This window comes from Streptomyces seoulensis, assembly GCF_022846655.1.
Classification (GTDB): domain Bacteria; phylum Actinomycetota; class Actinomycetes; order Streptomycetales; family Streptomycetaceae; genus Streptomyces.
This window is the reverse complement of sequence record NZ_AP025667.1, coordinates 4,528,132-4,552,995: the sequence shown is the minus strand read 5'-3', so window position 1 is coordinate 4,552,995 and position 24,864 is coordinate 4,528,132. Positions and strand designations below refer to the sequence as shown.

Sequence of the window (24,864 nt, the reverse complement as noted above, 5' to 3'; positions counted from 1 at the left end):
GCCCCGCTCAGCGCCGGGTGCCGGACTCCCGGATCAGCTCCGAGACCTTCACGAACCGGTAGCCCTGCCTGCGCAGCTCCGGCACCACCGCGCGGACGACCTTCTCGGTCGTCGGGGCGGCGCTTCGGGTGCAGTGCATGACGACCACCGAACCGGGCTTCACCCCGTCCAGCACCTGGCGTACGACCGCGTCGGCGTCCGTGGCGAAGGCGTCGCCGCTGATCACGTCCCACTGCACGGCGGTGACACCGGCGCCGCTGACCGCGCGCAGCGCGTCCCGGTCGTAGCAGCCGCCGGGGAAGCGGAAGTACGGCATCGGGTGCGGCACGCCCGCCTTGCGCAGGGCTGCGTAGGTGCGCTGGACCTCCCCCAGCTTGGCGTCCGGGGCGACGGTCGGCAGGCCGTAGCAGTCCCCGGTGAACGCGTAGTGGCTGTAGGAGTGGTTGGCCACGTCGAACTGGGCGTCGTGCCCGAGGGCGCGGGCCTGGTCCGGGTACTCCTCGGCCCAGCGGCCGGTCATGAAGACGGTCGCCGGGACCTTCAGCGTGCGCAGGGCGCTGATCAGGCCGGGGTTGTCGAAGCGCTCACCGGCGGCGGCGCGGGGCCCCTCGTCGGCGGTCATGTCGGCGTCGAAGGTCAGCGCGACGGTCTTGCCCCTGTCGCGCGGGCCGTGCTCGAACACGGGGGTGAGGCCGCCCGGACCCGCCGCCATGGTGGGCGTACCGGCCGGGGACGGGGAGACGGAGGCATGCGGCTCGGCGTGGGCCGGCCGCGCGGGCTTGGCGGGGTCCGCGGTACCGCAGGCGGCGAGGGCCGCGCCGAGGACGCAGACGGCGGTGATACGGCGTGCGAGTGCAATCACCGTATGAAAATAAGACTGCCTGACTGGTCATCGGCTCACCGGCCGGGCGACGCGGCGCCATGGTCACCCGCGCGGCGGTCCGCTCCGGACGCCGCTTTTGCCGCTCTTTACGGTCGCGCGGGTCTTCACGGTTGCTCGGGTCTTCACGGTTGCTCGGGCCGCCCCTCCCCGTGGGTGACCCGCTCCTGCGGCTGGTCGAGGACGGCGCCCAGTTCCGGTGGGCCGGTCAGGGCGTCCAGGTAGGGGGATGCGGGCACCTGGGTCGGCGGGATCTGCGGTGCCGGCTCCTCGGGCGGTACGGGCTTCTCCAGCGTCACGGGCTCCTCGGGGGTGGCAGGCTCCTCGGGGGTGACGGGCTCCGCGGGCCTCTCGGGCTCGTGGTCCGTGGGCCGGCCGTCCCGTGCGCCCCGTTCCAGGAAGTGCAGCAGCTCCACCGGGATGGGCAGGACCAGGGTCGAGTTCTTCTCGGCCGACACCGCCATCACGGTCTGGAGCAGGCGAAGTTGGAGTGCCGTCGGGGTGTCCGCCATCTGCTGCGCGGCCTGGGCGAGCTTCTTCGACGCCTGGTACTCGGCGTCCGCGTTGATGATCCGGGCCCGGCGCTCCCGGTCGGCCTCGGCCTGGCGGGCCATCGACCGCTTCATGGTGTCCGGCAGGGAGACGTCCTTGATCTCCACCCGGTCGATCTGCACGCCCCACCCCACGGCCGGGCTGTCGATCATCAGCTCCAGGCCCTCGTTCAGCTTCTCCCGGTTGGACAGCAGGTCGTCAAGATCGCTCTTTCCGATGATCGACCTGAGTGAGGTCTGCGCCATCTGGGAGACGGCGAACCGGTAGTCCTCCACCCGCACCAGCGCGTCCGTCGGCTCGACCACCCGGAAGTACACCACCGCGTCGACCCGCACGGTGACGTTGTCCCGCGTGATGCCCTCCTGCGCGGGGATCGGCAGCGTGACGATCTGCATGTTCATTTTGTGCAGCCGGTCCACGAACGGGATGATCAGCGTCAGTCCGGGCTGCCTCGGTTCCCCCGTGATCCGCCCGAGCCGGAACAGGACTCCCCGTTCGTACTGCTTGACGACGCGCATGGCCGCGGCCAGACAGATGAGCCCGAGTGCGCCGAACACCGCTATCAGCGTGATCACGATTTCCAACATGGTCGCCCCCCTCACCGAGAGGTCTGTTTAATCCCTTACTCAACAGTACGTCCGGTATGTGGGCGGAATCCATGGCCTGTGCTTGCCCGTACGTGAGAACGGGGCCGGGGCCGCGGGATCGCTCCCTTCGCCCCGGCCCCGTCAGCGGCCTCGGTGCGTCAGCCGGCCCGTACGCCGACCTTGTCCGACGAGGTCAGCCGCACCGGCTCCGTACCGTCCGCGCTGTGCCGCTCGGCCCAGTTCTCCAGGGCGGTGCGGCAGGCGTGGTCCAGGTGCAGCAGGCCCGAGAGGTCCAGCCGCACCGGGCGGTCCTTGGGCAGCGCCTCCAGGCTGTCCAGTATTTTCGGCAGCCGAAGGAAGGTCGCGTTGCCCGACAGATGGGCGTCGACCGGCCCCGCGCCCTTGTCCATGACGGTGACCTTGATGTGCGACGCCTCCCATGCGGTCTTCACGATCGCCAGGGCCAGTCCGAGGAGCACGCCCTCGAACATCCCGACCGCCACGATGGACACCGCCGTCACGGCCAGTACCAACGCCTCGCCGCGCTGCTCACGCCACAGCCCCGCGAGCGCCTTGACCGGCACCAGCTTGGCCCCCGAGTAGATCAGGATGCCCGCCAGTGACGGGAGCGGGATGTGGGCGAGGGCGCCCGGCAGCAGGGCCGCGAACAGCAGCAGCCAGACGCTGTGCAGCACACGGGACGCCTTGGTCCGCGCGCCCGCCTGCACATTGGCCGCGCTGCGCACGATCACCGCGGTCAGCGGCAGCGCGCCGAGCAGCCCGCACACCGTGTTGCCGACGCCCTGGGCGGTCAGCTCGCGGTCGTACTCGGTACGCGGCCCGTCGTGCAGCCGGTCCACGGCCGCCGCGCTGAACAGCGACTCGGCGGACGCGATCAGGGTGAACGCGACGATCGTGCCGAGCACCGCGAGGTCGGCGAACTCGGCGAAGGCGCTCAGCGGGGGCGGCTGGACGGAGGCGAAGAGGCCCTGCACCTCCACCATCGCCACCGGCAGGCCGAACACCAGCGCGGCCAGCGTGGCGAGCCCTACCGCGGCCAGCGGTCCGGGCACCGTACGCACCTTCGCCGGAAGGTGCTTCCACACCACCATGACGACGACGGTGCCCGCGCACAGCGCCAGCGAGGCGATCGCCCTGCCGTCACCGAACGCTCCCGCCAGGCCCCGTGGCAGACCGAGCATCTTGTCCAGCCCGGCGTCCGGAGCCTTGGCCGCCATGGCGGGATACAACTGGCCGGCCACCAGGACCAGACCGATTCCGGCCAGCATGCCCTCCACGACCGCCAGCGATATGGCCCGGAAGTACCGCCCGAGCCGCAGCACGCCCATCACGATCTGGAGCAGACCGCTGGCGAGCACGATCGCGCCCAGCACCGGCAGCCCGAACTCCTTGACCGCCTCGAAGACGAGCACGGTCAGCCCGGCCGCGGGACCGGACACCTGGAGGCTGCTGCCGCGCATCACCCCGGTGACGAGACCGCCCACGATGCCGGTGACGAGCCCCAGTTCGGCCGGGACCCCGGAGGCGACGGCCACGCCCACGCACAGCGGGAGCGCGACCAGGAAGACGACGAGGGAGGCGGCGAAGTCCTGCCGCGCGTACGGGAGGCGGGATATGAGACCGCGCCCGGTCGTCGGCGCGTTCACAGGGCTTCGAAGGTGTCGGTGTCGGGACGGTGCGTGCGCACGGCACCGGTGTGCACCTCGTAGTACCAGGCGTGCAGGGCGAGCGTGCCCTCCGCCGTCCGGCGCTCGACACAGGGGTACGAGCGCAGGCGCAGCACCTGGGTCAGCGCGTGGCACTGCACGCCCTCGGCGACCTCCGGGTCCTCGGCGGCCCCGGCCGGGCGCGGGGTGGCGTGCGCCAGCCAGTCGCGCACGGCGGGCACGGCGGTCAGGTCGTCGCCGCGCACCAGCGCGCCGACCGCGCCGCAGTGCGAGTGACCGCAGACGACGATGTCGCGGACGCCGAGCACCTCGACGGCGTACTCGATGGTGGCGGCCTCGCTGGTGGGGTGCTGCGAGCTGTGGGGCGGGACGATGTTTCCCGCGGTGCGCAGCTCGAAGAGCTCGCCGGGGCGGGCGCCCGTGATCAGGGCCGGGACGACCCGTGAGTCGGAGCAGGTGATGAACAGGACCTGCGGAGACTGGCCTTCGGCGAGCTTGGCGAACTCCTCAGGGCGCTGTCCGAACGTACGCGCGTTGTCGATGAGGGGCTGCATGATGTCTGGACTCCTCCTGGCGCGCCTCGATGGCGCGTCGGGCTTGCACGACTGTGGTGGGGGGAGCGAGCCCGCCCCTCAGCAGCGGAAGACCTGAAGGACTGCCGGGGTGTGGGCTCCGGAGGATCTCGTGACGTGGGCGTCCGGGGCACCGGGCCGCCAGAGCGGCGCGGGCTCGGCCGGGCGCCGGGATATCGGCGGGCGCTCCAGCGCCGGTGTCGGCGCGGTGCCGCGCTGGCGGTGCCGGTCGGCATGGGTGGCGACGGGTGGTGCCTTGGGGCCGCGGGGCTCGCGGACGGTGTCCGCTCCCTCGCCCGCCGGCTGGGCGACGAGGACGATCCCCGGCGTGTCGTTGGCCCCCGCCTCACCGAGTGTATGTGCGGTGGCGAAGGATCCGGAGGGTGCGAAGAGCTGGAGGGCGAGCAGCGCGACCGCGAACAGGGCGAGCACCGCACCAGGCGTCCTGCCTCGGGACATGCGCACCCCCCTGCGGAAACCAGCGTCTCTTGTACGCACCAAGCATTGGTCAATGGATGGTCAAGAAACACGTTAACCCGCCGAGATGCTTTGCAGGGTTAACGGCGGGTTACGTGCCGCAGGAAGCGTGAAAAAAGCGGGTCAAGTGACTGAAATCAGCCCTTGACCCGCATAAGTTGATGAGATATTAGAAACAGGGTGGCCGGTCGGTTACTCGGCCACCAGTCCCTTCGCGTCGCGCGCCAGCGCGGTGAGCCGGGAGATCGCGCGGAAGTACTTCTTGCGGTAACCGCCGTTCAGCATCTCCTCGCTGAACAACTGGTCGAAGGGCAGCCCCGAGGCCAGCACCGGGACCTCGCGGTCGTAGAGCCGGTCCGCCAGCACCACCAGCCGCAGCGCCGTCGACTGGTCCGGCACCGGCCGGACATCGGTGAGGCACACCGCCCGCACCTCGTCGGTCAGCGCGCCGTACCGGCTCGGGTGCACCCTCGCCAGGTGCTCCAGGAGCTGCGGGAAGGCGTCCAGCGAGGCGCCCTCGGCGCGGTACGCCGCCTTGGTCACCTGCTCGTCGGAGTACGGCGCCGGAGCCTCGGGCAGACCGCGGTGGCGGTAGTCCTCGCCGTCGATGCGCAGGGCGCGGAAGTGGGCGGACAGGCCCTGGATCTCGCGCAGGAAGTCGGCCGAGGCGAACCGTCCCTCGCCCAGCTTGCCGGGCAGCGTGTTGGAGGTGGCGGCCAGCGCCACACCCGCCTCGACCAGCCTGCCGAGCAGGCTGGAGACCAGCACCGTGTCGCCCGGGTCGTCCAGCTCGAACTCGTCGATGCACAGCAGGGCGTGGCCGGACAGCGTCCGCACCGTCTGCTGGAAGCCGAGGGCGCCCACCAGGTTGGTCAGCTCGACGAAGGTGCCGAACGCCTTGCGGGCGGGCTCGGCGGGGGTGGCGTGCCAGAGCGAGGCGAGCAGGTGGGTCTTGCCGACGCCGTAGCCGCCGTCCAGGTAGACGCCGCGCGGGCCGGCCGGGGCCTTGGCCTTCGCCCGGCCGAAGCCGAACAGGCCCCGCCTGCCGGTGTCGGGCGCCGCGCCGAGTCCTGCCGCGAAGCCCTCCAGCACGCCCACGGCGTCGGTCTGGCTGGGCTGGTTCGGGTCCGGGATGTAGGTGGCGAAGCGCACCGAGTCGAAGCGGGGCGGCGGCACCATCTCGGCGACCAGACGGTCGGCCGGGACATGCGGCTCGCGCGCGCACAGGGACAGCGGACCCGCTTCGGTCAGCGGGCTGGAGCCGGAGGCTGCGGTGGAGGACACGGTTACCCATGCTAATCGCCATGTCACACTGCACGAATGCGACGCCTGTTCCCTGTGACCGACGAAACAGCAGCTCGGGCCCCTGCCGGAGGGCATGAGGAGCCGGACGGGAGCGGTGAGTGGAGTCTCGCCGAACTGGCCGCCGCCTACGCCTATCCCACCGCGGGCGACGGCGGACCCCGCACCTGGCTGCGGGCCAACATGGTCTCGACCCTCGACGGCGCCGCCCAGCACGACGGCCGCTCCCAGCCCATCTCCTGCCCGGCCGACATGCGGATCTTCGGCACGCTGCGGGCCCTCGCGGATGTCGTCCTCGTCGGTGCGGAAACGGTTCGGCAGGAGGGGTACCGGCCCGCTCGCGCCCGGGCCGAGTTCGCGCGGGCGCGGGAGGCGGCCGGGCAGGGGCCGGCCGCGGCCGTCGCCGTCGTCTCCGGCGGACTCGACCTGGACTTCTCGCTTCCGCTGTACACCTCGCCGCTGGTCCCGACCATCGTCCTCACCGGTACGGACGCCCCCGCCGACCGGGTGTCCGCCGCCGAGCGGGCCGGGGTGCGGGTGATCGTCGCGGGGGAGGGGCGCCGGGTCGATCCCGTACGTGCCGTGCGGGCCCTGGCCGGGCTGGGTCACACCCGCCAGCTCACCGAGGGCGGGCCGCGGTTGCTGGGGCAACTGGTCGCCGCCGACGTGCTGGACGAGCTGTGTCTGACGCTGTCGCCCATGCTCACCGCGGGGGACGCGCAGCGCATCGCGGGCGGTCCCGGCGTACCGGTGCCGCGCCGCTTCGCGCTCGCGTCCCTGCTGGAGGAGGACGGATTTCTGTTCGGGCGGTACAGCCGTCCCTGAAAACAGCGGAATCTACCGTTCCGTTTAGCTTCCGGGGGGCACACTTACTCCCGGTACTCCCCGTGCGGTAACGGGGCAGGATGGTTTCCGCAGGGCCTGTTCGGGCCAACGGAGAACAGAGGGTCACGAGGGCCCTCGAGGGAGAAGAGGCGGCTGGTGTTCACAAGCGTTCTGATGATCGAGAAAGCCCTGACGTCGGCCGACGTGGAGTTCGTGACGACCTTGCACGGCGACGAGCCGGTCTTCTTCCACGTGCTGCTCCAGCCGCGCGGTGACCAGGCGGACCGACTGCTGCGGGCCATCGACGACATCGCGCTCGGCGAGCTGGACGAGGCCGTCCACGAGGGCGAGACGCCCGAGGGCACGAACGCCCGGAGCGTGGGGGAGAAGGCCCTGGAGGTGTCCCTGCACGCGCTGCGTGCCGCCGGGAGCCGGGCGGAGGGGAGACTCGTGGAGAACCACCCGCTGGAGGCGCTCAAGGCACTGGTCGGCGAGGTCCACGCCGACGAGGTCATCGTCCTGACCGACCCCCACTACGTGGAGGAGTTCTTCCACCGGGACTGGGCCTCCCGCGCCCGCCACAAGGTCGGCGTACCGGTGCTGAAGCTGTTCTCCCACAGCAAGGCGTGAGCCCGCGGGGCTCCGGGCGGCTCGTCCGGCACCGGGTACGCGATCGGGTACCCGGTGCGGCCGCAGCGCGTGGGAACCGCGTACGACCGGCACCCGCGCGGCGCGCCTCCTGGCCGGGGTGCGGGCGGCGGGGGGCCAGCGCATAGGGTGGGCCTTCTCTGGCTCGCTCGTATCTGGGAGAACATCGCATGGCACCCGGCCTTCCTACCGCCATGGACCGACCGCACTTCATCGGCATCGGCGGCGCCGGGATGTCGGGGATCGCCAAGATCCTCGCCCAGCGCGGCGCCCGGGTGGCGGGCAGTGACGCCAAGGAGTCCGCGACCGCCGAGGCGCTGCGGGCGCACGGTGCCACCGTGCACATCGGGCACGCCGCCGGGCACCTCGCCGACGACGCCACCTGTGTCGTCGTGTCCTCCGCGATCCGGCAGGACAACCCCGAGCTGGCCCGCGCCGCCGAGCTGGGCATCCCGGTGGTGCACCGCTCCGACGCGCTCGCCGCCCTGATGACGGGCCTGCGGCCGATCGCGGTGGCGGGTACGCACGGCAAGACCACCACCACCTCCATGCTCGCCGTCTCCCTGACCGAGCTGGGCGCCCGCCCCTCGTACGCCATCGGCGGCGACCTGGACGCGCCCGGTTCCAACGCCCTGCACGGCGAGGGCGAGATCTTCGTGGCCGAGGCGGACGAAAGCGACCGCAGCTTCCACAAGTACGCCCCCGAGGTCGCCATCGTCCTCAACGTCGAGCTGGACCACCACGCCAACTACGCCTCGATGGACGAGATCTACGAGTCCTTCGAGACCTTCGCGGGCAAGATCGTCCCCGGCGGCACCCTGGTGATCTCCGCCGACCACGAGGGCGCCCGCGAGCTGACCCGCCGGGTGACCGGTGTGAAGACCGTGACCTACGGCGAGGCCGAGGACGCCGACGTCCGGGTCCTGGAGATCGTGCCCCAGGGCCTCAAGAGCCAGGTCACCGTGGTCATGGACGGCCGCGAGCTGACCTTCGCCGTCTCCGTCCCCGGCCGCCACTACGCGCTCAACGCCGTCGCCGCGCTCGCCGCCGGTGCCGCCCTCGGCATCCCCGCCGACGAGCTGGCCCCCGCCCTCGCCGTGTACACCGGCGTCAAGCGGCGCCTCCAGCTCAAGGGCGAGGAGGCGGGCGTCCAGGTGATCGACTCCTACGCCCACCACCCCACCGAGATGACCGCCGACCTGGAGGCCATGCGCGGCGCGGCCGGGGACAGCCGCCGCATCCTCGTCGTCTTCCAGCCGCACCTGTTCTCCCGCACCCAGGAGCTGGGCAAGGAGATGGGCCAGGCCCTCGCCCTCGCCGACGCCTCCGTGGTGCTCGACATCTACCCGGCCCGCGAGGACCCGATCCCCGGCATCACCAGCGCGCTGATCATCGAGGCCGCCCGCGTGGCCGGCGCCGACGTCACCGCCGTGCACGACAAGACGGAGATCCCCGAGGTCGTCGCGGGAATGGCGAAGCCCGGTGATCTCGTTCTCACCATGGGCGCGGGTGACGTCACCGACCTGGGCCCGCTGATCCTGGACCGCCTGTCGCAGAAGTAAGGGGCTGATCTTCATGGCGTACGACGTCGAGAAGCCGGACGAGCAGTGGCGGGCGGAGCTGAGCCCGGCCGAGTACACGGTGCTGCGCCAGGCGGGCACCGAACCGGCCTTCACCGGTGAGTACACGGACACCAAGACCGAGGGTGTCTACTCCTGCCGGGCCTGCGGTGCCGACCTGTTCACCTCCGGCACCAAGTTCGCCTCGCACTGCGGCTGGCCGTCCTTCTTCGACCCGAAGGACTCCGACGCGGTCGAGCTGATCGAGGACCGTTCGCACGGGATGGTCCGCACCGAGGTCCGCTGCTCCCGCTGCGGTTCCCACCTGGGGCACGTCTTCGAGGGCGAGGGCTACCCCACGCCCACCGACCAGCGGTACTGCATCAACAGCGTCTCGCTGCGCCTGACGCCCGAAGAGGGCTGACGCGGTCCCCACGATTCCCACTCGTCGTGTCCGGCGGGTGGGAATCGTCACATGATCGGTGGATTGGGACGGCTGTGGCTGGGTAGCAGCCAGCAGATTCATGGGACCGTCCGGCCGTGGCACGACCACGGGTGCGCGCGCCCGCACCCGGTCCGGTCGCCCTTTCGCGCTCTCCGGGTGGCGTGGCTCGTGCCGTCTAGACTCGGCCGGCACTGGTCCAGGCTCTCCTGCCAACCGAAGGGCGCGCGGCGTTTTGATACGGATAGATTCAGTCACCAAGCGATACCCGGACGGGACGGTCGCGGTCGACCGGTTGTCGCTCGACATACCGGACCGTGCGATCACCGTCCTCGTCGGCCCCTCCGGCTGCGGCAAGACGACCACCCTGCGGATGATCAACCGGATGGTGGACCCCAGCGAGGGCAGCATCCTCCTCGACGGCGCGGACATCCGGCAGCAGCCCGTCAACTCCCTGCGCCGCTCGATGGGTTACGTCATCCAGAACGCGGGGCTCTTCCAGCACCGCACCATCCTGGACAACATCACCACCGTGCCCAGGCTCCTCGGCTGGGGCAAGGGCAAGGCCCGCGAGCGCGCGGCCGAGCTGATGGAGCGGGTCGGGCTCGACAGCTCGCTCGCCAAGCGGTACCCCTACCAGCTCTCCGGCGGCCAGCAGCAGCGCGTCGGCGTGGCACGGGCGCTCGCCGCCGACCCGCCGGTCCTGCTCATGGACGAGCCCTTCTCCGCCGTCGACCCGGTGGTCCGCAAGGGACTCCAGGACGAACTCCTGCGCATCCAGGAGGAGCTGGGCAAGACGATCGTCTTCGTCACCCATGACATCGACGAGGCCGTGAAGCTCGGCACCATGGTCGCCGTGCTGCGCACCGGCGGACGGCTCGCCCAGTTCGCGCCGCCCTCCGAACTGCTCACCGCCCCCGCCGACCCCTTCGTCGAGGACTTCCTCGGCGCCGACCGGGGCATCAGGCGCCTGTCCTTCTTCCCGTCCGACCAACTGGAGCTGGCGACCGAGCCGGTCGTCCCCGTCGACGCCGACGCCACCCGGCTCACCGCGCGCGGCGACGCCCCGTACCTGCTCGTCACCGACGCCGACGGCCTTCCCCTCGGCTGGGGCGAGCCGGCCGAGCTCACCGCGGGCGCCATCGACCCCGCCCGTCTCCTGCCGTTCGGCAGACCGTTCCGGCCGGGCAAGGACTCGCTGCGCACCGCCCTCGACGGGGCCGTGCTCTCGCCGACCGGCTGGGCCGTGGCCGTCGACGGCGAGGGACGCGCGGTCGGCGTGGTCTCGCAGGCGACGATCGGCGAGGCGATACGCGCCGCGCACACCGAGGACCGTCCGGAGGTGACGGCGGGCGGATGAACGGCTTCTTCGACCTCCCGAGCGACCTCCAGCACAGCTACTTCGGCCTCATCGGCCTGCACCTGCGCGAAGCGCTGCTGCCGGTGCTGGCCGGCCTCCTGCTCTCGCTGCCCGTCGCCCAGCTCTGCGCCCGCTTCCGCTGGCTGTACCCGCCGGTCCTCGGTGTCACGACCGTGCTGTACGCCGTCCCGTCGCTGGCGTTCTTCGTGATCCTCATCGACTACACCGGCCAGAGCGAGATGACGGTGATGATCCCGCTCGCCGTGTACAGCCTGGTCGTGCTCGTCCCCGCCATCGTGGACGGCGTCCGCTCGGTACCGCCCGAGACCCTGGCCGCCGCCGAGGCGATGGGGCTCGGAGCCGTACGGCGTTATCTCCAGGTGCAGTTGCCCATCGCCGTCCCCGCCATCATCGCGGGCCTGCGCGTCGCCACGGTGTCCAGCATCTCGCTGGTCAGCGTCGGCATGCTCATCGGCAACCAGGGCGCCCTCGGCAACATGCTGAACGACGCCAACCTGTACCACCGGCCCGAACTCGCGGTGAACTCCGTGGTCACCACGGCCCTGTTGGCGATCCTCGTCGACGCGGCGCTGGTGCTCGCCCGCACCCTGCTGACCCCGTGGATGCCGAAGAAGGGTGCCGCCCGGTGAACGTCCTGGACTTCGCGCACTCCTTCTTCGCCGACGCCGCCCGCTGGCACGGCTACGACGGCATCCCCACCCGCCTGCTGGAGCACGTGGGTTACTCCCTGGAGGCCCTCGCCCTCGCCGCTCTCATCGCGCTGCCCGTCGGGCTGATCGCCGGGCATCTGCGGCGCGGCGGCAACGCCCTGTCGATGGTCGCCACGGCCGGCCGGGCACTGCCCAGCTTCGGTCTGCTGGTGCTGCTGTTCATCTGGTTCGGCTTCGGCACGCTGCCGGTGATGGTGCCGCTCGTCGTGCTCGCCGTACCGCCGATCCTCGTCACCACCTACGAGGCGATCCAGACCGTCGACCCGTCCCCGGTGGACGCGGCGCGCGGGATGGGCATGACCGAGCCGCGCATCCTGTTCCAGGTGGAGCTCCCGGTCGCGCTGCCGGTCATTCTCGGCGGACTGCGTACCGCGGCCGTCCAGATCGTCTCCACGGCGACCATCGCCGCGTACGTCAGCTTCGGCGGACTCGGCCGGTACATCATCGACGGGCTCTACCAGAAGGACTACGAGAAGGTGGTCGGCGGTGCCACCCTGGTCGCCGGACTCGCCCTGGTGACGCTCCTGGTGTTCTGGGCGCTGTCGCGGCTCACCGTCTCGCCGGGAGTGCGGCGCGGTGACTGACGGCTCCACCGGCGGTTTCATACCGCTGACACAAACGGGCGCGTATCGAGGCCAATCGGTGACCTCGACTCCCTTGACTCACAAATCACGAGCTGGCTTGGATCTACAGGTGACTTACGACAACCGCATCAGCAGGTCCATCCGGGGGAACCGAGGGGCGGCGCTGGTCGCCCTCGCGGCGGCGACGACGCTGCTTGCGGGCTGTGGCTCCTCCGACGGCAAGTCCGACAACCCCCTGACCGGAGGCGAGGCGAGCGGCGACACCGTCGTCGTCGGCTCCAACAACTTCGCCGAGAGCATCCTGCTCGCCGACATCTACGGCGAGGCCCTCAAGGCCAAGGGCGTCAAGGTCAAGTACCAGCCCAACATCGGCAGCCGCGAGACCACCTACGGTCTGCTGAAGAACGGCTCCGTGACGCTGCTGCCCGAGTACAACGGCGCGCTGCTGGCCTACCTCGACCAGAAGGCGGCCCCGAAGTCGACCGAGGAGACCACCAAGGCCATCGAGGCCAAGCTGGACTCCAAGCTGACCCTGCTGAAGCCGTCCCCGGCCGAGGACAAGGACTCGGTCACGGTCAACGCGGCCACCGCCAAGAAGTACAACCTGACCGCCACGTCCTCGATCGGCGACCTCAAGGGCATCGCCAAGGACCTGGTCATCGGCGGCTCCCCGGAGTTCCAGACCCGCCACCAGGGCCTGAGCGGCCTGAAGGAGCTGTACGGGCTGGAGTTCAAGTCCTTCAAGTCCCTGGACGCGGGCGGCCCGCTCACCCAGGCCGCGCTGAAGAAGGACTCCGTGCAGGCCGCGGACCTCTTCACCACCGACCCGGTGATCGCCAAGGAGAAGTTCGTCGTCCTGAGCGACCCGAAGAACCTCTTCGGCTTCCAGAACGTCCAGCCCCTCGTGCGCAAGAACGCGGTGCCGCAGAAGGGCGTGGACGCGCTCGACGCGGTCTCCGCCAAGCTGGACACCAAGGCCCTGCTCGACCTGGACACCCAGGTGCAGGTCCAGCACAAGGACCCGCTGGACGTGGCCAAGGCCTGGCTGAAGGCCAACGGCCTCGGCTGACCCAGCCCGCACACCGCCACCCGGACCGCCCGGCCGACGCACCCCGTCGCCGGGCGGTCCGCGTGTCCGGCCACGGCACCTAGACTGGCTGGTCCAGAGCAGACGCGGAACGGGGCCGTACCCGGCCAGGAGGACGACAGTGGCGACAGCGCCCGGCACCGGCCACCAGGACCCCTCCCCGCAGATCCTCACCGAGGCGGCCGCCGCCTTCGGACTGCTCGCCTCCCCGGCCCGGCTCCACCTGGTGTGGGCACTGGCCCAGGGCGAGAGCGACGTCACCGGGCTCGCCGAACGGGTCGGCGGCGCGCTCCCCGCCGTCAGCCAGCACCTCACCAAGCTGAAGCTCGCCGGACTCGTCCGCTCCCGCCGCGAGGGCCGCCGCCAGGTCTACTTCGTCGACGCCGACGAACAGGCCGCGCTGGTGGACGTCGTCCACCTCCTCGTCGGCCGGCTCAGCGAACGGACGGCCCCCACCGCCCCGGTCCGCCGCCTGCGCGGACTGTGACCGAAGTGCCGGACACCTCGCTGCGACTGCTGCGGCGCCTGGACACCGGCCCGCGCGGACTGACCGACACCGAGGCCGCCGCCCGGCTCGCCGAGCACGGGGAGAACACCCCGGCCGCCGTGCCCCCGTCGCCCACCTGGCCGCGCCGCTGCGCGCGGGCCCTGCGCGACCCGTTCACCGCCGTACTCCTCACCCTCGGCCTGGTCTCCGCGTCCGTCGCCTCCTGGGGCACCGCCGCCGTGATCCTCGCCCTGGTCGCCGTCAGTTGCGCACTGCGCGCCACCGGAGAACGCCGCGCCGATCGCTCGCTCGCCGCGCTGCGCGGCCTGGTCACCGGCACCGCCACCGTGCTGCGCCGCACCGGCCGCGCGGACGAGCCGTCGGCCCGCGAGGTCCCGGTGGCCGACCTCGTACCCGGCGACATCGTCCGGCTCGGCCCGGGCGACCTCGTCCCCGCGGACGTACGCCTGCTGCGCGCCCAGGGGCTGACCGTCCGGCAGGACACGCTCACCGGCGAGTCCGCGCCGGTGGCCAAGGAGCCCGTCGACGCGCCGGGGCGGTTCACCGAGTCCCACCTGTGCTTCCAGGGCAGCCACGTCGTCTCGGGCAGCGCCACCGCCGTGGTGGTGGCGACCGGGCCGCGCACCCGGTTCGCCGCCGCCCAGCGGACCCCCTTCCGGCGCGGCCCGAGCGCCTTCGACCGGTCCGTGCACGGCATCTCCTGGGTGCTGGTCCGCTTCATGCTGCTCACCCCGCCGCTCGTCCTCATGGCGGGCGCCGCCCTGCACGGCCGGGGCACGCAGACGCTGCCGTTCGCCGTCGCGGTGGCCGTGGGGCTCACCCCCGAGATGCTCCCGGTGATCGTCACCACCTGCCTCGCGCGCGGCGCGTCCCGGCTGGCCGAGGCCCACCGGGTCGTCGTACGGCGGCTGCCCGCGCTGCACGACCTCGGCGCGGTCGACGTGCTGTGCCTGGACAAGACCGGCACCCTCACCCAGGACCGGCCCGTCCTCGCCGCCGCGCTCGGGCCGGACGGCCGGGACGACCCCGAGGTGCTGCGCTGGGCCGCCGTCGCCGCCTGGTGGGGCCTCACCCTCTCGGAACTCCCCGCCCCGGACGCCCTGGACGAGGCCCTGCTCACCGCCGCCGGACCGGTCGGCGAGGAGTACGACGGGGTCGCCGCGCTCCCCTTCGACGCCGCCCACCGGCTGGCCACCGCCGTGGTCGCCGGTGCCCTCGGCCGGCATGTGCTGATCACCAAGGGTGCCGCCGAGGACGTGCTCGGCCGGTGCGAGCTGCCCGATGCCGAGCGCCACGGCCTGCTGGAGCTCGCCGCGCTGCAGGCGGCGTCCGGGCTGCGCGTCCTGGCCGTCGCCACCGCCGAACTCCCCGCCCGCACCCGGCCCTACCGGCCCGAAGACGCCCGCGGCCTCACCTTCCGGGGGCTGCTCACCTTCCACGACGACCTGGCCCCCGGCGCGGCCGAGGCCCTGCGGACCCTCACCGGACTCGGCATCGAGGTCCGCGTCCTGACCGGCGACCACCCCGCCACCGCCGTACGCGCGTCCCGGGACCTGGGGCTGACGGTGGGGGAGGTGCGCTCGGGCCACTCCCCGGAGACGGCCGGGACACCGGGCGGTGTCACCGTCGTGGCCCGGTGCACGGCCGAGGACAAGGCACGCGTCGTCAGCGACCTGCGGGCGGCCGGGCACACCGTCGGGTTCCTCGGGGACGGGGTCAACGACGTGCCCGCCATGCTCGCCGCGGACGTGGGCGTCGCCCCGCGCGGAGCCGTCGACGTGGCCCGCGAGAGCGCCGACGTGGTGCTCGGCGAGAAGGACCTCGGCGCCCTCGGACACGCCGTCCTCGCCGGGCGGCACAGCAGCGCCAACATCGCCTCCTACCTGCGCGTCACCCTCTCCTCCAACCTCGGCAACGTCCTCGCCATGCTCGCCGCCGGACTGCTGCTGCCGTTCCTGCCGATGCTCCCCGCCCAGGTCCTCGCGCAGAACCTCTGCTTCGACGCCTCCCAGCTCGCCTTCGCCGACGACCGCCCCGACCCGGAGGCACTGCGCCGCCCGACCCGGCTGCGGCCGCCCGCCTTCCTGCGCTTCCTCACCGGCTTCGGCCTGCTCAACGCGGTCGCGGACCTCGCCACCTTCGCCGTGCTCACGCTCGCCCCGCACGGCGGTGCCGCCCTGGACGACCGGGCGCTGTTCCACTCCGCCTGGTTCACCGAGAACCTGCTCACCCAGGCGCTGGCGATGCTGCTGCTGCGCTCGGGCCGCCGCTTCGCCGGCCACCGGCCCGGTCCGGTCGGCCGGGCCTCGGCCGCGCTGGCCGGTGCCGGACTGCTGCTGCCCGCCACCCCGCTCGGCGCGGCCCTCGGCCTGACCGCGCTGCCCGTCGGCCGCTACCTGCTCCTGGCCGCCGTCCTCGTGCCGTACGCGCTCGCGCTGACCGTGGCGCGGGTGCGCCACGACCGGCGTCAGCCGTAGGTGAGGTTCGCGCAGGGGTTGTCGTCCGCCGAACGCGCCCCGTTGGCCACCTCGCTGGGCACCGAGGCCGAGGTCGAGGGCGTCGGGTCCGTGGCGTACGCCTGGCCCAGGACCACGTTGATCCGGGCGGCGCCGATCTGCTCCAACTGGGCGCCGGGGAACACCTTGGCCACGGTCCGCGCGCGGTCCGCCATGCCGGGGCCGTACTGCACGACCGTCGCCAGGTGGTTCTGGGAGAGCGCGGTGGCCGTGCCGGTGACGGTGAAGCCGGACGCGGTGAGCGCGGCCGAGCCCTTCGCGGCGAGCCCGGTCACCGTGGTGCCGTTGTAGACCGCCACGGAGATGCCCTCGCCGGAGACCGGGGCGGGGGACTGGGCGGCCGGGCCGGGCTTCTTCCTCGCGTGCCCCTTCCCGCCGCTGGCGTCGGCGCCGTCGATCGTCCGGTCCGCCCTCAGCGCCGCCCACAGCTCACCGGCGTCCGGCTCCACGACCGCCACCCGCGAACCCGCGTACCGCCAGGGCACGGTGACGAACTTGGTGTTGTGCAGATCGACGTCCTTCAGCGACATGGCGAACGACAGCAGCTTGTCGGCGCTGCCGAGTCCAGGGTCGACGGTCATCGAGTCGGTCGCCGCGTCGGCCAGCGGCAGCAGCTTGGTCGGTGTGAACCCCTTGTCCTTGACCTCCTTCAGCAGGCTGCCCACGAACGCCTGCTGCCGCTTGATCCGCCCTATGTCGGAGCCGTCGCCGATGCCGTGCCTCAGGCGGACGTAGTCCAGCGCCCGCCGGCCGGAGACGTTCTGCTCGCCCTGCCGGAACAGCAGCGTGCCCTGGGTGGCCCGGTTGGGGTTGAGGTCCTTCTGGTAGATGTCGTTGGGCAGGCACACCTTCACGCCGCCGACGACCTCGGTGAGCGCGGCGAAGCCCTTGAAGTCCACGACCACCGTGTGGTCCACCCGCAGCCCCGTGAGCCGCTCCACCGTGTTCTGGGTGCAGGCCGGGTTGCCCTTGTCGGTCTCGCCGACGGAGAAGGCCGCGTTGAACATGGTGTTCGGCCGGGCCTGGGTCCAGCCGCCGGTGGGCAGCTTGCAAGGCGGGATCGTCACCAGGGTGTCGCGCGGTATCGAGACGGCCAGGGCGTGCTTGTGGTCGGCGTATATGTGCAGCAGGAGCGTCGTGTCGGAGCGGCCGATGCCGTCCTTGTCGCCGCCGCCCAGCGCCGCGTTGCCGTCGGTGCGCGCGTCCGAACCGATCACCAGGACGTTCTCGCCCTTGGACGAGCCCGCCGGGCGGTTGTCGGAGAGGCCGCCGGAGTCGAAGGTCTGGATGTTGCCGTTGAGCTTCAGATACACCCAGCCCACACCGGCACCGCCGAGGACCACCAGCGACAGACAGACGAGGAGCGCCACCCGCGCTCTGCGCCCACGGCGGCGCCGCCGGTCCCGCGCGGTGGACCGGTTCCCACGGTCCCCGTCGCCCGGACCGCCCTCGCCCTCCGGGGTGCCCCGGCCGCCGCCGCGTCGCCGTGACGGTGCCGTTCCCCGGCTGCTCGTGATGCTCATCGGCCGCCCTCTTGTGCCTCTCCCTGGGTTGTACAGTTGCGCAATGTAGCAATCATCGCTGAGTGGACCCGAGGCGCGGGAGCCTCTGGCCGTCAGGAAACGCGTGAGAAAAGGGAGGGCCGCCATGCTCCGCAACGGACTGGAACCCTGGCATCTGCTGGTCGTGGCGATCGTCTTCATCGTGCTGTTCGGCTCCAAGAAGCTGCCGGACACCGCCCGTTCGCTGGGCAGGTCCCTGCGCATCCTCAAGAGCGAGGCGAAAGCGATGAAGGACGAGAGCGCCACTCCCGCAGACGCGCGCGTCTCCCCCTGACTTCGATCCTCCCTCCGCCCGCCCTCTCACCGAGGGAACGCGGGCGCTCCCTCGGTGCCCGTTGTCCGGTGAACACGGCACGCCGGGAGGGAAGTTCCCGTATCACCTGAAAGAGGGAGAACCCGGCGGCAAGGTGCCGCCGGGTGCGGGTGCGGGTGCGGGTGCGGGCGGGGTTCAGGCTGGGGTTCCCGCGTTCTCGCCGGCCTTCGCGCCGCGAGCCCGCTCCCGGCGCCGCTGCCGCCGGGACACGCGAGCCTCCTGGTCGGGGAGCCAGCCGAAGGCGAGGCAACTGCCGACGACGCCGAGGAGCAGGCCGATGAAGAAGCCGCCCAGGTTGGACGTGAGCCAGGTGCCCAGGGAGGTCAGGACGCCGGTGAGCGAGTAGAACAGCCGCTGGGCCGGGTTGAAGAGGACGAGCAGTCCGAGCAGCACCATCAGGGTCGGCAGCAGATAGCCCGCGAGCCCCTGCATCCCGATGTGCATCACGACCTTCAGCGACGCCTTCTCGGTGAGCAGGATCTCGGCCCCGCCCAGCGCGAGCAGCAGCCCGCCCCAGAACGGCCGCCGCCCCCGCCAGTCGCGGAAGGCCGCCCGCGCCCCTTCGCGCACACGCTCGGGCACCGGCTCAGCAGCCCGAGTCGCTGAAGCCCAGCTTCAGACCGGGAAGCTTGAACACGGCAGCCGTGGTCGCGTAGTTGGTCTGGCGCAGGTTGGCGATGTGCACGGTGTCGGCCTGCTGGGAGAAGACGCCGATCGGGCCCTTGGCGTTGGCCTTGTCCAGGGTGCTGGCGTCGTTGCCGATCTCGATGTTGTCGAACGCCGCGTCACCCGACAGCTCGGTGGAGTCGGTGGTCAGATCGGTGGCGGTCACCTTCTTCTCGCCCTGGCCCGCCTTGATCAGCAGGTTGGTGCCGCCCAGGTCGACGCTCTGGCACAGCTTGGTGAGTGTGGCGCTCTTGATCGCGGAGGTGACGACGAGTACCTGGCCGCCGGTGTCGCCCGCGTTCGGGCTGCCGTCCGCCATGTTGTCCAGCCCGCCGAACTGCTCGAATCCGGTGCCGGTCAGGTCGGTCGCGGTGACCGTGAACGGCATGCCGGAGATGGCGAACTGCACGCCCAGCGCGCCCTCGGCGGTCAGGATCGCCAGACCTGCGGCGACCAGGGTGGCGGGCACCGCGAGCACGGCGGCCCGGCGGTAGCGGACCCGTCCGCGCCGTTCGCCGCCGGCCGGGTCGGGCACGGGGTCGTGGTCGGTGGACGAGAGGTCCGGGGACGAGGCCATGTCTGCTCCCATGGGGCGTAGATCCATGCGGGTTTCAGGTGGCGCGTTGTCCTGGCGCGGACAAGGGCGGCCGCGCGGGCCCCCTCGCGGCTCCCTGGGGGAAGCGAGGGACCGGCCGGTTACGCGACGGTAGCCTGCTGGGAAGTTACCGCCGGTTACATTGAAGGGTCAAGAGAGTTGTGAAAAGTAGGTGTCGGCCCTGCGCAGACGGTTGCCGCTGACCCACAACTCCCTTGCGCCATATTGACGTTGGCGTCAAATCGGGTCTACAACTCTGCCTGATCTCCTCGGGACCGTGGCGCCGGGCCCGACGAACGGCACGTGCCGATTCCCGGCTCCTCCGGGCGGCCGTCCCGATACGAAGAACCCGCATCGCATCCCGGCGCACCCTGCTCTCCCCCCACCTCGGAAGAGAGGCACCCGCATGCGCACCTTCCTCGCCCTTGCCGGAACCGTCACCGCGCTCACCGTGGCCGTGGCCGTCCCCGCCGCCGCCGACGGCGGCGCCGTACTGACCACGGGCGGTGTCGGCGGCACCGCCGTCGCCGTCGGCGACACCCTCACCGCACCGCTCGCCGCCGGCACCTCCGCCACCCTGTACTCCAGCGCGACCGGCACCAGCGGAGTCAAGTGCACGGCGTCCCAGTTCACGGCCCAGGTCACCGGCAACCCGGCCTCCCCGGGCGCCGCCACCGAGTCGGTCACCGGCCACACCTTCGACAGCGCGAGCTGCACCAGCAACGTCACCGGCGTCCTCGGCGTCAGCGGCATCACCGTCGACCATCTGCCCTACACCGCGTCGGTCGCCTCCGACGGCACCCTCTCCGTCGCCCCGGCGAGCGGCTCGACCATCCAGACCACGGTCAAGCTCCGCACCCTGCTCGGCTCGATCAACTGCGTCTACCAGGCACCGAGTCTGACCGGAAAGGCGGACAACGCCGACAACAGCATCACCTTCACCAACCAGCAGTTCACCAAGGTGTCCGGCTCGTCGCTCTGCTTCGCCAGCGGCTACTTCACCGCCAAGTACGCCCCGGTCACCGACGCGGGCTCCCCGGTCTTCGTCAACTGACTGTTTCCCAAGTCTCGTTCAGCGCCGGCGCAGGCGCGGGACGAGGGCGGCGGCCGCGGTGACCACCAGCACCGCGGCCGCACCGCCCGCCAGCAACGGAGCCGAGGGGCCCGACTTCGCGCGGGTCGCCTCGGCCACCGGCCTGCCGTCGTCCGGCACGGCGGCGTACGAGGAATCCTTGCGGGGTTCGGGAGTCGCGCTCGCGGCCGAGGGGTGCGCGGACGCCTGGTGCGAGGAGTGCGCCGAGGGCGACGCGGTCGGTTTCCTCGCGGTCGGCTTCTTCGTGGGCTCGGGCCGCGCGCCGCTTCCGCCGCCCGCCGAGGTCGCGCTCTTGCTCGTGAGGACCACGTCGGAGCAGGAGTAGTACGTGTCCGGCGTGCTGGTGTTCTGCCAGATCGTGTACAGCATCTGACGGCCCGTCCGGTCCGAGGGCAGCGTCGCCCCGAGGTGGTAGGCCCCGTTGCTCAGCGGCGGGTTCTTGATCTCGGCGAAGGGGCGGTCGGGCAGGTCGGACCACTTCAGCGGCTTCGCCGGGTCGTAGCCGGGCTTGGTCAGGTACAGCCGGAACGTGCCCTCGTGGGCGATCGTCGAGGCGTACGTCAGCGTCATCCGGCTGCCCGGGGTCAGCCGCGTGGACGGCCAGTCGGCGCGGGCCAGGTCGAGGCCGCGGTAGGCGGACAGGTTCCCGCTGCACAGCTTGCCGTCCGGGATCACCTGCCGGTCGCGGCCGTTGACGCCGGGCACCCGCAGGTTGTCCCACGCGGTGAAGGGGGCGCCGTTCGCCGAGATCGCGGCCCGGCAGGCGGCCGTTCCGTCGGCGCTGCCGCCCTGGGGGGAGCAGGCGTAGACCCGGCTGACCGGATCGGTCGGGGCGCCGTGCGCCTGGGCGGGTCCCGCCGTCCACGGCAGCAGCAGGAGCGGGGTCGCGGCTGCGGCCGCCAGAGTGCTCAGGCGGGCGGTCATCCGAGTCATCCGGGACGTCTCCTCGGCGGGGCGGGTGTGGCGTGAAGAGGTCTGCGAACCCCCATACGGACTCCGGCGCCGGGGTGTTCACCTCCTCGACGGGACGGTGGAGCCGATTCACCGACCGCATCGGCTGTTTCTGACCCGTCCCTCGCCGCCCGGGAATCTTCGCGTAAGCGACGCAGCGCCCCCGGAACCCTCGGAAGCGGATAAAAGCGGAAGGCCCACTTCACCCCGAAAGGGCAGGGGAGGGCGTGTGGAACAGGCGTGAATCTTGGTGCATCCCACATGACTCCCGTTGCCATGCGGTGAGTTATCGTATGCGAGGGGTCAAAACAAACCGCGTGTCCCGTTCGTGTAGGAGAGGGGTCGGCCGATGGCGAGGCAGTTGCGCGCTGAACAGACCCGGACGACGATCATCACGGCCGCGGCCGACCTGTTCGACCGGCAGGGATATGAATCCACCAGCCTGAGCGACATCGTCGGACACGCGAACGTCACCAAGGGCGCCCTGTACTTCCACTTCGCCGCCAAGGAGGACCTGGCCCACGCCATCCTCGAACTCCAGTCGGCGGCAGCCCGGCAGGTGGTCGCCGAGGTCGAGAGCCGGGGCTGCTCCTCGCTGGAGGCGCTGATGCGCGCCACGTTCGCCCTCGCCCGCCTCGCCGTGCACGACCCGGTGCCCCGCGCCGGACTCCGCCTGGTCACCACCAACCTGTCGGTACGGCCACCGCTCAGGCATCCCTTCACCGAGTGGCTGGAGTTCGCCTCGCGCAAGCTCAACGGCGCGGTCCGGGACTGCGATGTGCACGCCGACCTGGACGCCGGGATCGTCGCCCACTCCCTGGTCTGCTTCTTCGTCGGCACCCGTGTCGCCGGACGCACCCTGGAACCGCCCGCCCGGCTGCCCCGCAGGGTCGCCGAGATGTGGCACCTCATGCTCCGCAGCCTGGTCCCGGTGCACCGCCGTCCCCGCTATCTGGCCCTCGCGGCACAACTGGAGCGGGAGAGCAGGATCGGCTGACCTGCGGGGTACGGTGACCGCATGTCCGACGCCGCCCCCACCGCGCCCGTCATCCGTGCCGACGACCCGGGCTCCTTCCCGCACAGCACGCTTGCCGAACGGCACCCCGCGATCATCCGCCAGGTCCGCGACGGCCTCCCTTACGAACCCGCACAGCGGCGCGCGCTGGACGCCCTGCTGGAGAACTGCACCGAGGGCGCCGTCGAGCCCCTCCCGGCCGACGCGCCCGACCGGGAGCGCTGGCGGGCCTGGGGTCTGGACACCTACGTGGGGCAGTCCTGGTTCGACGTGCCGTGGCTGTGGTCCGAGAGCTACTTCTACCGCCGACTGCTCGGCGCCGTCGGCTACTTCGGCCCCGGCGCCTGGCGGGGCATCGACCCGTTCCGCCCGTCCAAGGCCGGCGAGCTCCACTCCGCCGCGACCGACGGCGAACTGTCCGCGCTCGACGAGCTGAAGAACCGCCCCGCCGAGGACCGCGACCGGGCGCTGCTGAGCGGCTCGCTCTGGGGCAACCGCGCCGACCTCAGCTTCCGGCTCTCCTCGGAAGGCGGCCAGGACCGCGAACCGGCCCCCGGACTGGTCGCCGACGACAGTGACCTCCTCTGGTCGCTGCTCCCGCCCACCGGCACCGGCACCCTGTGCCTGGTCGCGGACAACGCCGGCCGTGAACTCGTCCCCGACCTGCTGCTCATCGCGGCGCTCCTCACCGGGCGCCGTGTCGGCCGGGTGGTGCTGCACGTCAAGCCGGACCCGTACTACGTCTCCGACGCCACCACCGCCGACGTGATCGACGCGCTGAACCGGCTGCGCTCGGCCACGGGCCTGGCGGGGGAGTACGGCGACACGCTCTGGTCGGCCATGGGCGACGGCCGCCTGACCGTCCGGGCCCACCCCTTCTCCTGCTCCCCGCTGCCCTACGCCGACATGTCGGACGACCTGCGCGCCGACTTCGCGGCGGCCACCCTCACCGTGTTCAAGGGCGACCTCAACTACCGCCGTCTGGTGGGCGACCGCTACTGGCCGCCCACCACGCCCTTCGACGAGGTGACCGCCTACTTCCCCGGCCCGGTGGCCACGCTGCGCATCCTCAAGTCCGAGGTCGTCACCGGTCTCTCCCCGTCCACCGAGGCCGCGCTGGTCGGGGCGGAGGGGCAGAAGTGGCGCACCGACGGCACGCACGCCCTGATCCAGGTCAACCCGTCACACGGCCCGGACGGGCAGTGACGCGATCCCGTTGGTGACGCCGGAGCGGGACGGCACCACCGGCCCGGCGAGCCGCAGGGCGGGCAGTGCGCGCAGGACCTCTTCGTAGAGGACGCGCAGTTGCAGCCGGGCGAAGTCGGCGCCCAGGCACAGGTGCGGGCCCGCGCCGAGGGACAGGTGCGGGTTGGGCGTGCGGGCCGGGTCCAGCAGGTGGGGGGCGGTGAAGACCCGCTCGTCGTGGTTGACGGCCTCGTGGAGGACGACGACCTTCTCTCCGCGCCGGATGCGGCGGCCGGACAGCTCGGTGTCCGTGGCCGCGGTGCGGCGGGTGGCGAGCAGCGGTGGGTGCCTGCGCAGCAACTCCTCCACGGCCAGGTCGATTTCCGTCGCTCCGTCGCGCAGCCTCCGGTACGCCTCGGGGTGCTCGGCCAGGACCAGCAGGCCGCCCGCCGCCGCGTCCCGCATGGGGGCGAGTCCGGTGGTCAGGAGCAGCTCGACGAGCATCTCCAGCTCTGTGGACGTGAGTTGAGCGTTGTGGGCGAGTGCCGTCGTGAGGTCGTCGTCCGGGTAGCGGCGGCGGTGGACGATGAGCCCGCGGGCGTAACCCGTCATGTCCGCCGGGGTGTGCGGCCGGGTCCACCGGGGCAGGCGGCGCCGGTCCGCGTGCGGGACGCCCAGCAGGTCGGCCAGGTTGAGCGAGGTGTACGGGTCGGACACGGCGGTGGCGAGATCGAGGACGCCGTCGGCCGAGCGGGCCGATTCCAACGCCTGTGCCAGCAGGGTGCGGGCCCGGTCGCGTGCGGTCGCCGTGAACCGCTCGACGCGCTCGGATGCGAGGGCGCGCGCCGCGTGACTTCTGAGACGGGTGTGCTGCGGGGGGTCCTGTCGGTCCAGCATCCGCTTCAGCGGCGGGAGTTCGCCCGCCCGGTGGGACGAGTACGTCGCCGGGTCCTGGAGCACCTCGAGCGCGTCGGCGTGGCGGGTCACCGCCCAGAATCCGGGACCGGCCGGCCGGTCCGCCGTGCCGGGCTCGTCCTGCCAGGACACGGGGCCGGGGACGTGCGGTAATCGGTGCCGGGGAGGCGGGGAGGGGATCATGGCCATACCGTGGCCCCGGTCCGGGGGCCGGGCAAGGGGAGTGACGGCCTCCGGCGGCGGGCTGTCCG

Annotated in this window: 25 protein-coding genes; 14 read left to right on the top strand and 11 right to left on the bottom strand. The window is 72.0% G+C overall.

Features of this window, described 5'->3' with window-relative positions:
• Positions 1 to 7: 7 nt before the first annotated feature.
• From HEK131_RS21005 to zapE, 6 genes are all read right to left on the bottom strand, one after another.
• On the bottom strand, positions 8 to 862 hold the full coding sequence (locus HEK131_RS21005; RefSeq protein WP_217463288.1) for a polysaccharide deacetylase family protein: 855 nt from the start codon (positions 860 to 862) through the stop codon (positions 8 to 10).
• A gap of 143 nt (positions 863 to 1,005) precedes the next feature.
• Positions 1,006 to 2,019: a slipin family protein gene (locus HEK131_RS21000; RefSeq protein WP_244336550.1), complete on the bottom strand. Its 1,014-nt coding sequence runs from the start codon at positions 2,017 to 2,019 to the stop codon at positions 1,006 to 1,008.
• A 158-nt stretch (positions 2,020 to 2,177) separates the two neighbouring features.
• The gene (locus tag HEK131_RS20995) at positions 2,178 to 3,686 is read right to left on the bottom strand and encodes a SulP family inorganic anion transporter (protein WP_217463286.1); all 1,509 of its coding nucleotides are present in this window, start codon (positions 3,684 to 3,686) and stop codon (positions 2,178 to 2,180) included.
• Entirely contained in the window at positions 3,683 to 4,261 is a 579-nt protein-coding gene (locus HEK131_RS20990; RefSeq protein WP_244336549.1) for a carbonic anhydrase, read from the bottom strand. The genes HEK131_RS20995 and HEK131_RS20990 overlap by 4 nt, the downstream gene beginning before the upstream one ends.
• 78 nt (positions 4,262 to 4,339) lie before the next feature.
• Positions 4,340 to 4,738, bottom strand: a complete 399-nt coding sequence (locus HEK131_RS20985) for a hypothetical protein (protein ID WP_244336548.1) — start codon at positions 4,736 to 4,738, stop codon at positions 4,340 to 4,342.
• A gap of 210 nt (positions 4,739 to 4,948) precedes the next feature.
• Positions 4,949 to 6,007: a cell division protein ZapE gene (gene zapE / locus HEK131_RS20980; protein WP_244452091.1), complete on the bottom strand. Its 1,059-nt coding sequence runs from the start codon at positions 6,005 to 6,007 to the stop codon at positions 4,949 to 4,951.
• A gap of 69 nt (positions 6,008 to 6,076) precedes the next feature.
• Here zapE and HEK131_RS20975 point away from each other — a divergent pair, with 69 nt between their 5' ends.
• The 10 genes from HEK131_RS20975 to HEK131_RS20930 all read left to right on the top strand — a co-directional run bounded on the left by HEK131_RS20975 (position 6,077) and on the right by HEK131_RS20930 (position 16,279).
• Complete coding sequence (locus HEK131_RS20975) at positions 6,077 to 6,883, top strand: pyrimidine reductase family protein (RefSeq protein WP_217463283.1); 807 nt, start codon at positions 6,077 to 6,079, stop codon at positions 6,881 to 6,883.
• Between the two features lie 174 nt (positions 6,884 to 7,057).
• The gene (locus HEK131_RS20970; RefSeq protein ID WP_244336547.1) at positions 7,058 to 7,513 is read left to right on the top strand and encodes an indole-3-glycerol phosphate synthase; all 456 of its coding nucleotides are present in this window, start codon (positions 7,058 to 7,060) and stop codon (positions 7,511 to 7,513) included.
• A 188-nt stretch (positions 7,514 to 7,701) separates the two neighbouring features.
• On the top strand, positions 7,702 to 9,093 hold the full coding sequence (gene murC, locus HEK131_RS20965) for a UDP-N-acetylmuramate--L-alanine ligase (protein ID WP_244336546.1): 1,392 nt from the start codon (positions 7,702 to 7,704) through the stop codon (positions 9,091 to 9,093).
• A 13-nt stretch (positions 9,094 to 9,106) separates the two neighbouring features.
• The gene (msrB, locus tag HEK131_RS20960) at positions 9,107 to 9,514 is read left to right on the top strand and encodes a peptide-methionine (R)-S-oxide reductase MsrB (RefSeq protein WP_217463280.1); all 408 of its coding nucleotides are present in this window, start codon (positions 9,107 to 9,109) and stop codon (positions 9,512 to 9,514) included.
• Positions 9,515 to 9,767: 253 nt separating this feature from the next.
• A complete protein-coding gene (locus HEK131_RS20955; RefSeq protein ID WP_244336545.1) occupies positions 9,768 to 10,892 on the top strand; it encodes an ABC transporter ATP-binding protein in 1,125 nt (374 codons plus the stop codon).
• On the top strand, positions 10,889 to 11,542 hold the full coding sequence (locus tag HEK131_RS20950; RefSeq protein ID WP_217463278.1) for an ABC transporter permease: 654 nt from the start codon (positions 10,889 to 10,891) through the stop codon (positions 11,540 to 11,542). The genes HEK131_RS20955 and HEK131_RS20950 overlap by 4 nt, the downstream gene beginning before the upstream one ends.
• Positions 11,539 to 12,207 (top strand): ABC transporter permease, encoded by a 669-nt coding sequence (locus tag HEK131_RS20945; protein ID WP_244336544.1) that lies wholly within the window; start codon positions 11,539 to 11,541, stop codon positions 12,205 to 12,207. The genes HEK131_RS20950 and HEK131_RS20945 overlap by 4 nt, the downstream gene beginning before the upstream one ends.
• A gap of 109 nt (positions 12,208 to 12,316) precedes the next feature.
• The gene (locus tag HEK131_RS20940; protein WP_217463276.1) at positions 12,317 to 13,276 is read left to right on the top strand and encodes an ABC transporter substrate-binding protein; all 960 of its coding nucleotides are present in this window, start codon (positions 12,317 to 12,319) and stop codon (positions 13,274 to 13,276) included.
• Positions 13,277 to 13,415: 139 nt separating this feature from the next.
• On the top strand, positions 13,416 to 13,781 hold the full coding sequence (locus tag HEK131_RS20935; protein WP_217463275.1) for an ArsR/SmtB family transcription factor: 366 nt from the start codon (positions 13,416 to 13,418) through the stop codon (positions 13,779 to 13,781).
• A gap of 5 nt (positions 13,782 to 13,786) precedes the next feature.
• Positions 13,787 to 16,279, top strand: a complete 2,493-nt coding sequence (locus tag HEK131_RS20930; protein WP_244336543.1) for an HAD-IC family P-type ATPase — start codon at positions 13,787 to 13,789, stop codon at positions 16,277 to 16,279.
• On the opposite strand, the gene HEK131_RS20925 is transcribed toward HEK131_RS20930, so the two are convergent.
• Positions 16,270 to 17,841 (bottom strand): LCP family protein, encoded by a 1,572-nt coding sequence (locus HEK131_RS20925; RefSeq protein ID WP_244336542.1) that lies wholly within the window; start codon positions 17,839 to 17,841, stop codon positions 16,270 to 16,272. The two genes, HEK131_RS20930 and HEK131_RS20925, sit on opposite strands and share 10 nt — an antisense overlap.
• Before the next feature lie 124 nt (positions 17,842 to 17,965).
• Between HEK131_RS20925 and tatA the strand changes: the two genes are divergently transcribed.
• Positions 17,966 to 18,154 (top strand): Sec-independent protein translocase subunit TatA, encoded by a 189-nt coding sequence (gene tatA / locus HEK131_RS20920; protein WP_161146683.1) that lies wholly within the window; start codon positions 17,966 to 17,968, stop codon positions 18,152 to 18,154.
• A gap of 174 nt (positions 18,155 to 18,328) precedes the next feature.
• Here tatA and HEK131_RS20915 read toward each other — a convergent pair whose 3' ends face one another.
• Positions 18,329 to 18,775, bottom strand: a complete 447-nt coding sequence (locus HEK131_RS20915; protein ID WP_244336541.1) for a DUF6114 domain-containing protein — start codon at positions 18,773 to 18,775, stop codon at positions 18,329 to 18,331.
• 4 nt (positions 18,776 to 18,779) lie between these two features.
• The gene (locus tag HEK131_RS20910; RefSeq protein WP_217463331.1) at positions 18,780 to 19,436 is read right to left on the bottom strand and encodes a DUF6230 family protein; all 657 of its coding nucleotides are present in this window, start codon (positions 19,434 to 19,436) and stop codon (positions 18,780 to 18,782) included.
• A 424-nt stretch (positions 19,437 to 19,860) separates the two neighbouring features.
• On the opposite strand from HEK131_RS20910, the gene HEK131_RS20905 reads away from it, so the two are divergent.
• Positions 19,861 to 20,508: a Tat pathway signal sequence domain protein gene (locus tag HEK131_RS20905; RefSeq protein ID WP_244336540.1), complete on the top strand. Its 648-nt coding sequence runs from the start codon at positions 19,861 to 19,863 to the stop codon at positions 20,506 to 20,508.
• A gap of 18 nt (positions 20,509 to 20,526) precedes the next feature.
• Here HEK131_RS20905 and HEK131_RS20900 read toward each other — a convergent pair whose 3' ends face one another.
• Complete coding sequence (locus tag HEK131_RS20900) at positions 20,527 to 21,480, bottom strand: lytic polysaccharide monooxygenase auxiliary activity family 9 protein (protein WP_244336539.1); 954 nt, start codon at positions 21,478 to 21,480, stop codon at positions 20,527 to 20,529.
• Between the two features lie 367 nt (positions 21,481 to 21,847).
• Between HEK131_RS20900 and HEK131_RS20895 the strand changes: the two genes are divergently transcribed.
• Both HEK131_RS20895 and HEK131_RS20890 read left to right on the top strand, forming a co-directional pair.
• Positions 21,848 to 22,495 (top strand): ScbR family autoregulator-binding transcription factor, encoded by a 648-nt coding sequence (locus tag HEK131_RS20895; protein ID WP_217463270.1) that lies wholly within the window; start codon positions 21,848 to 21,850, stop codon positions 22,493 to 22,495.
• 21 nt (positions 22,496 to 22,516) lie between these two features.
• Positions 22,517 to 23,719: a damage-control phosphatase ARMT1 family protein gene (locus HEK131_RS20890; protein ID WP_244336538.1), complete on the top strand. Its 1,203-nt coding sequence runs from the start codon at positions 22,517 to 22,519 to the stop codon at positions 23,717 to 23,719.
• On the opposite strand, the gene HEK131_RS20885 is transcribed toward HEK131_RS20890, so the two are convergent.
• A complete protein-coding gene (locus HEK131_RS20885) occupies positions 23,696 to 24,796 on the bottom strand; it encodes a cytochrome P450 (protein WP_244336537.1) in 1,101 nt (366 codons plus the stop codon). The two genes, HEK131_RS20890 and HEK131_RS20885, sit on opposite strands and share 24 nt — an antisense overlap.
• Positions 24,797 to 24,864: the final 68 nt, after the last annotated feature.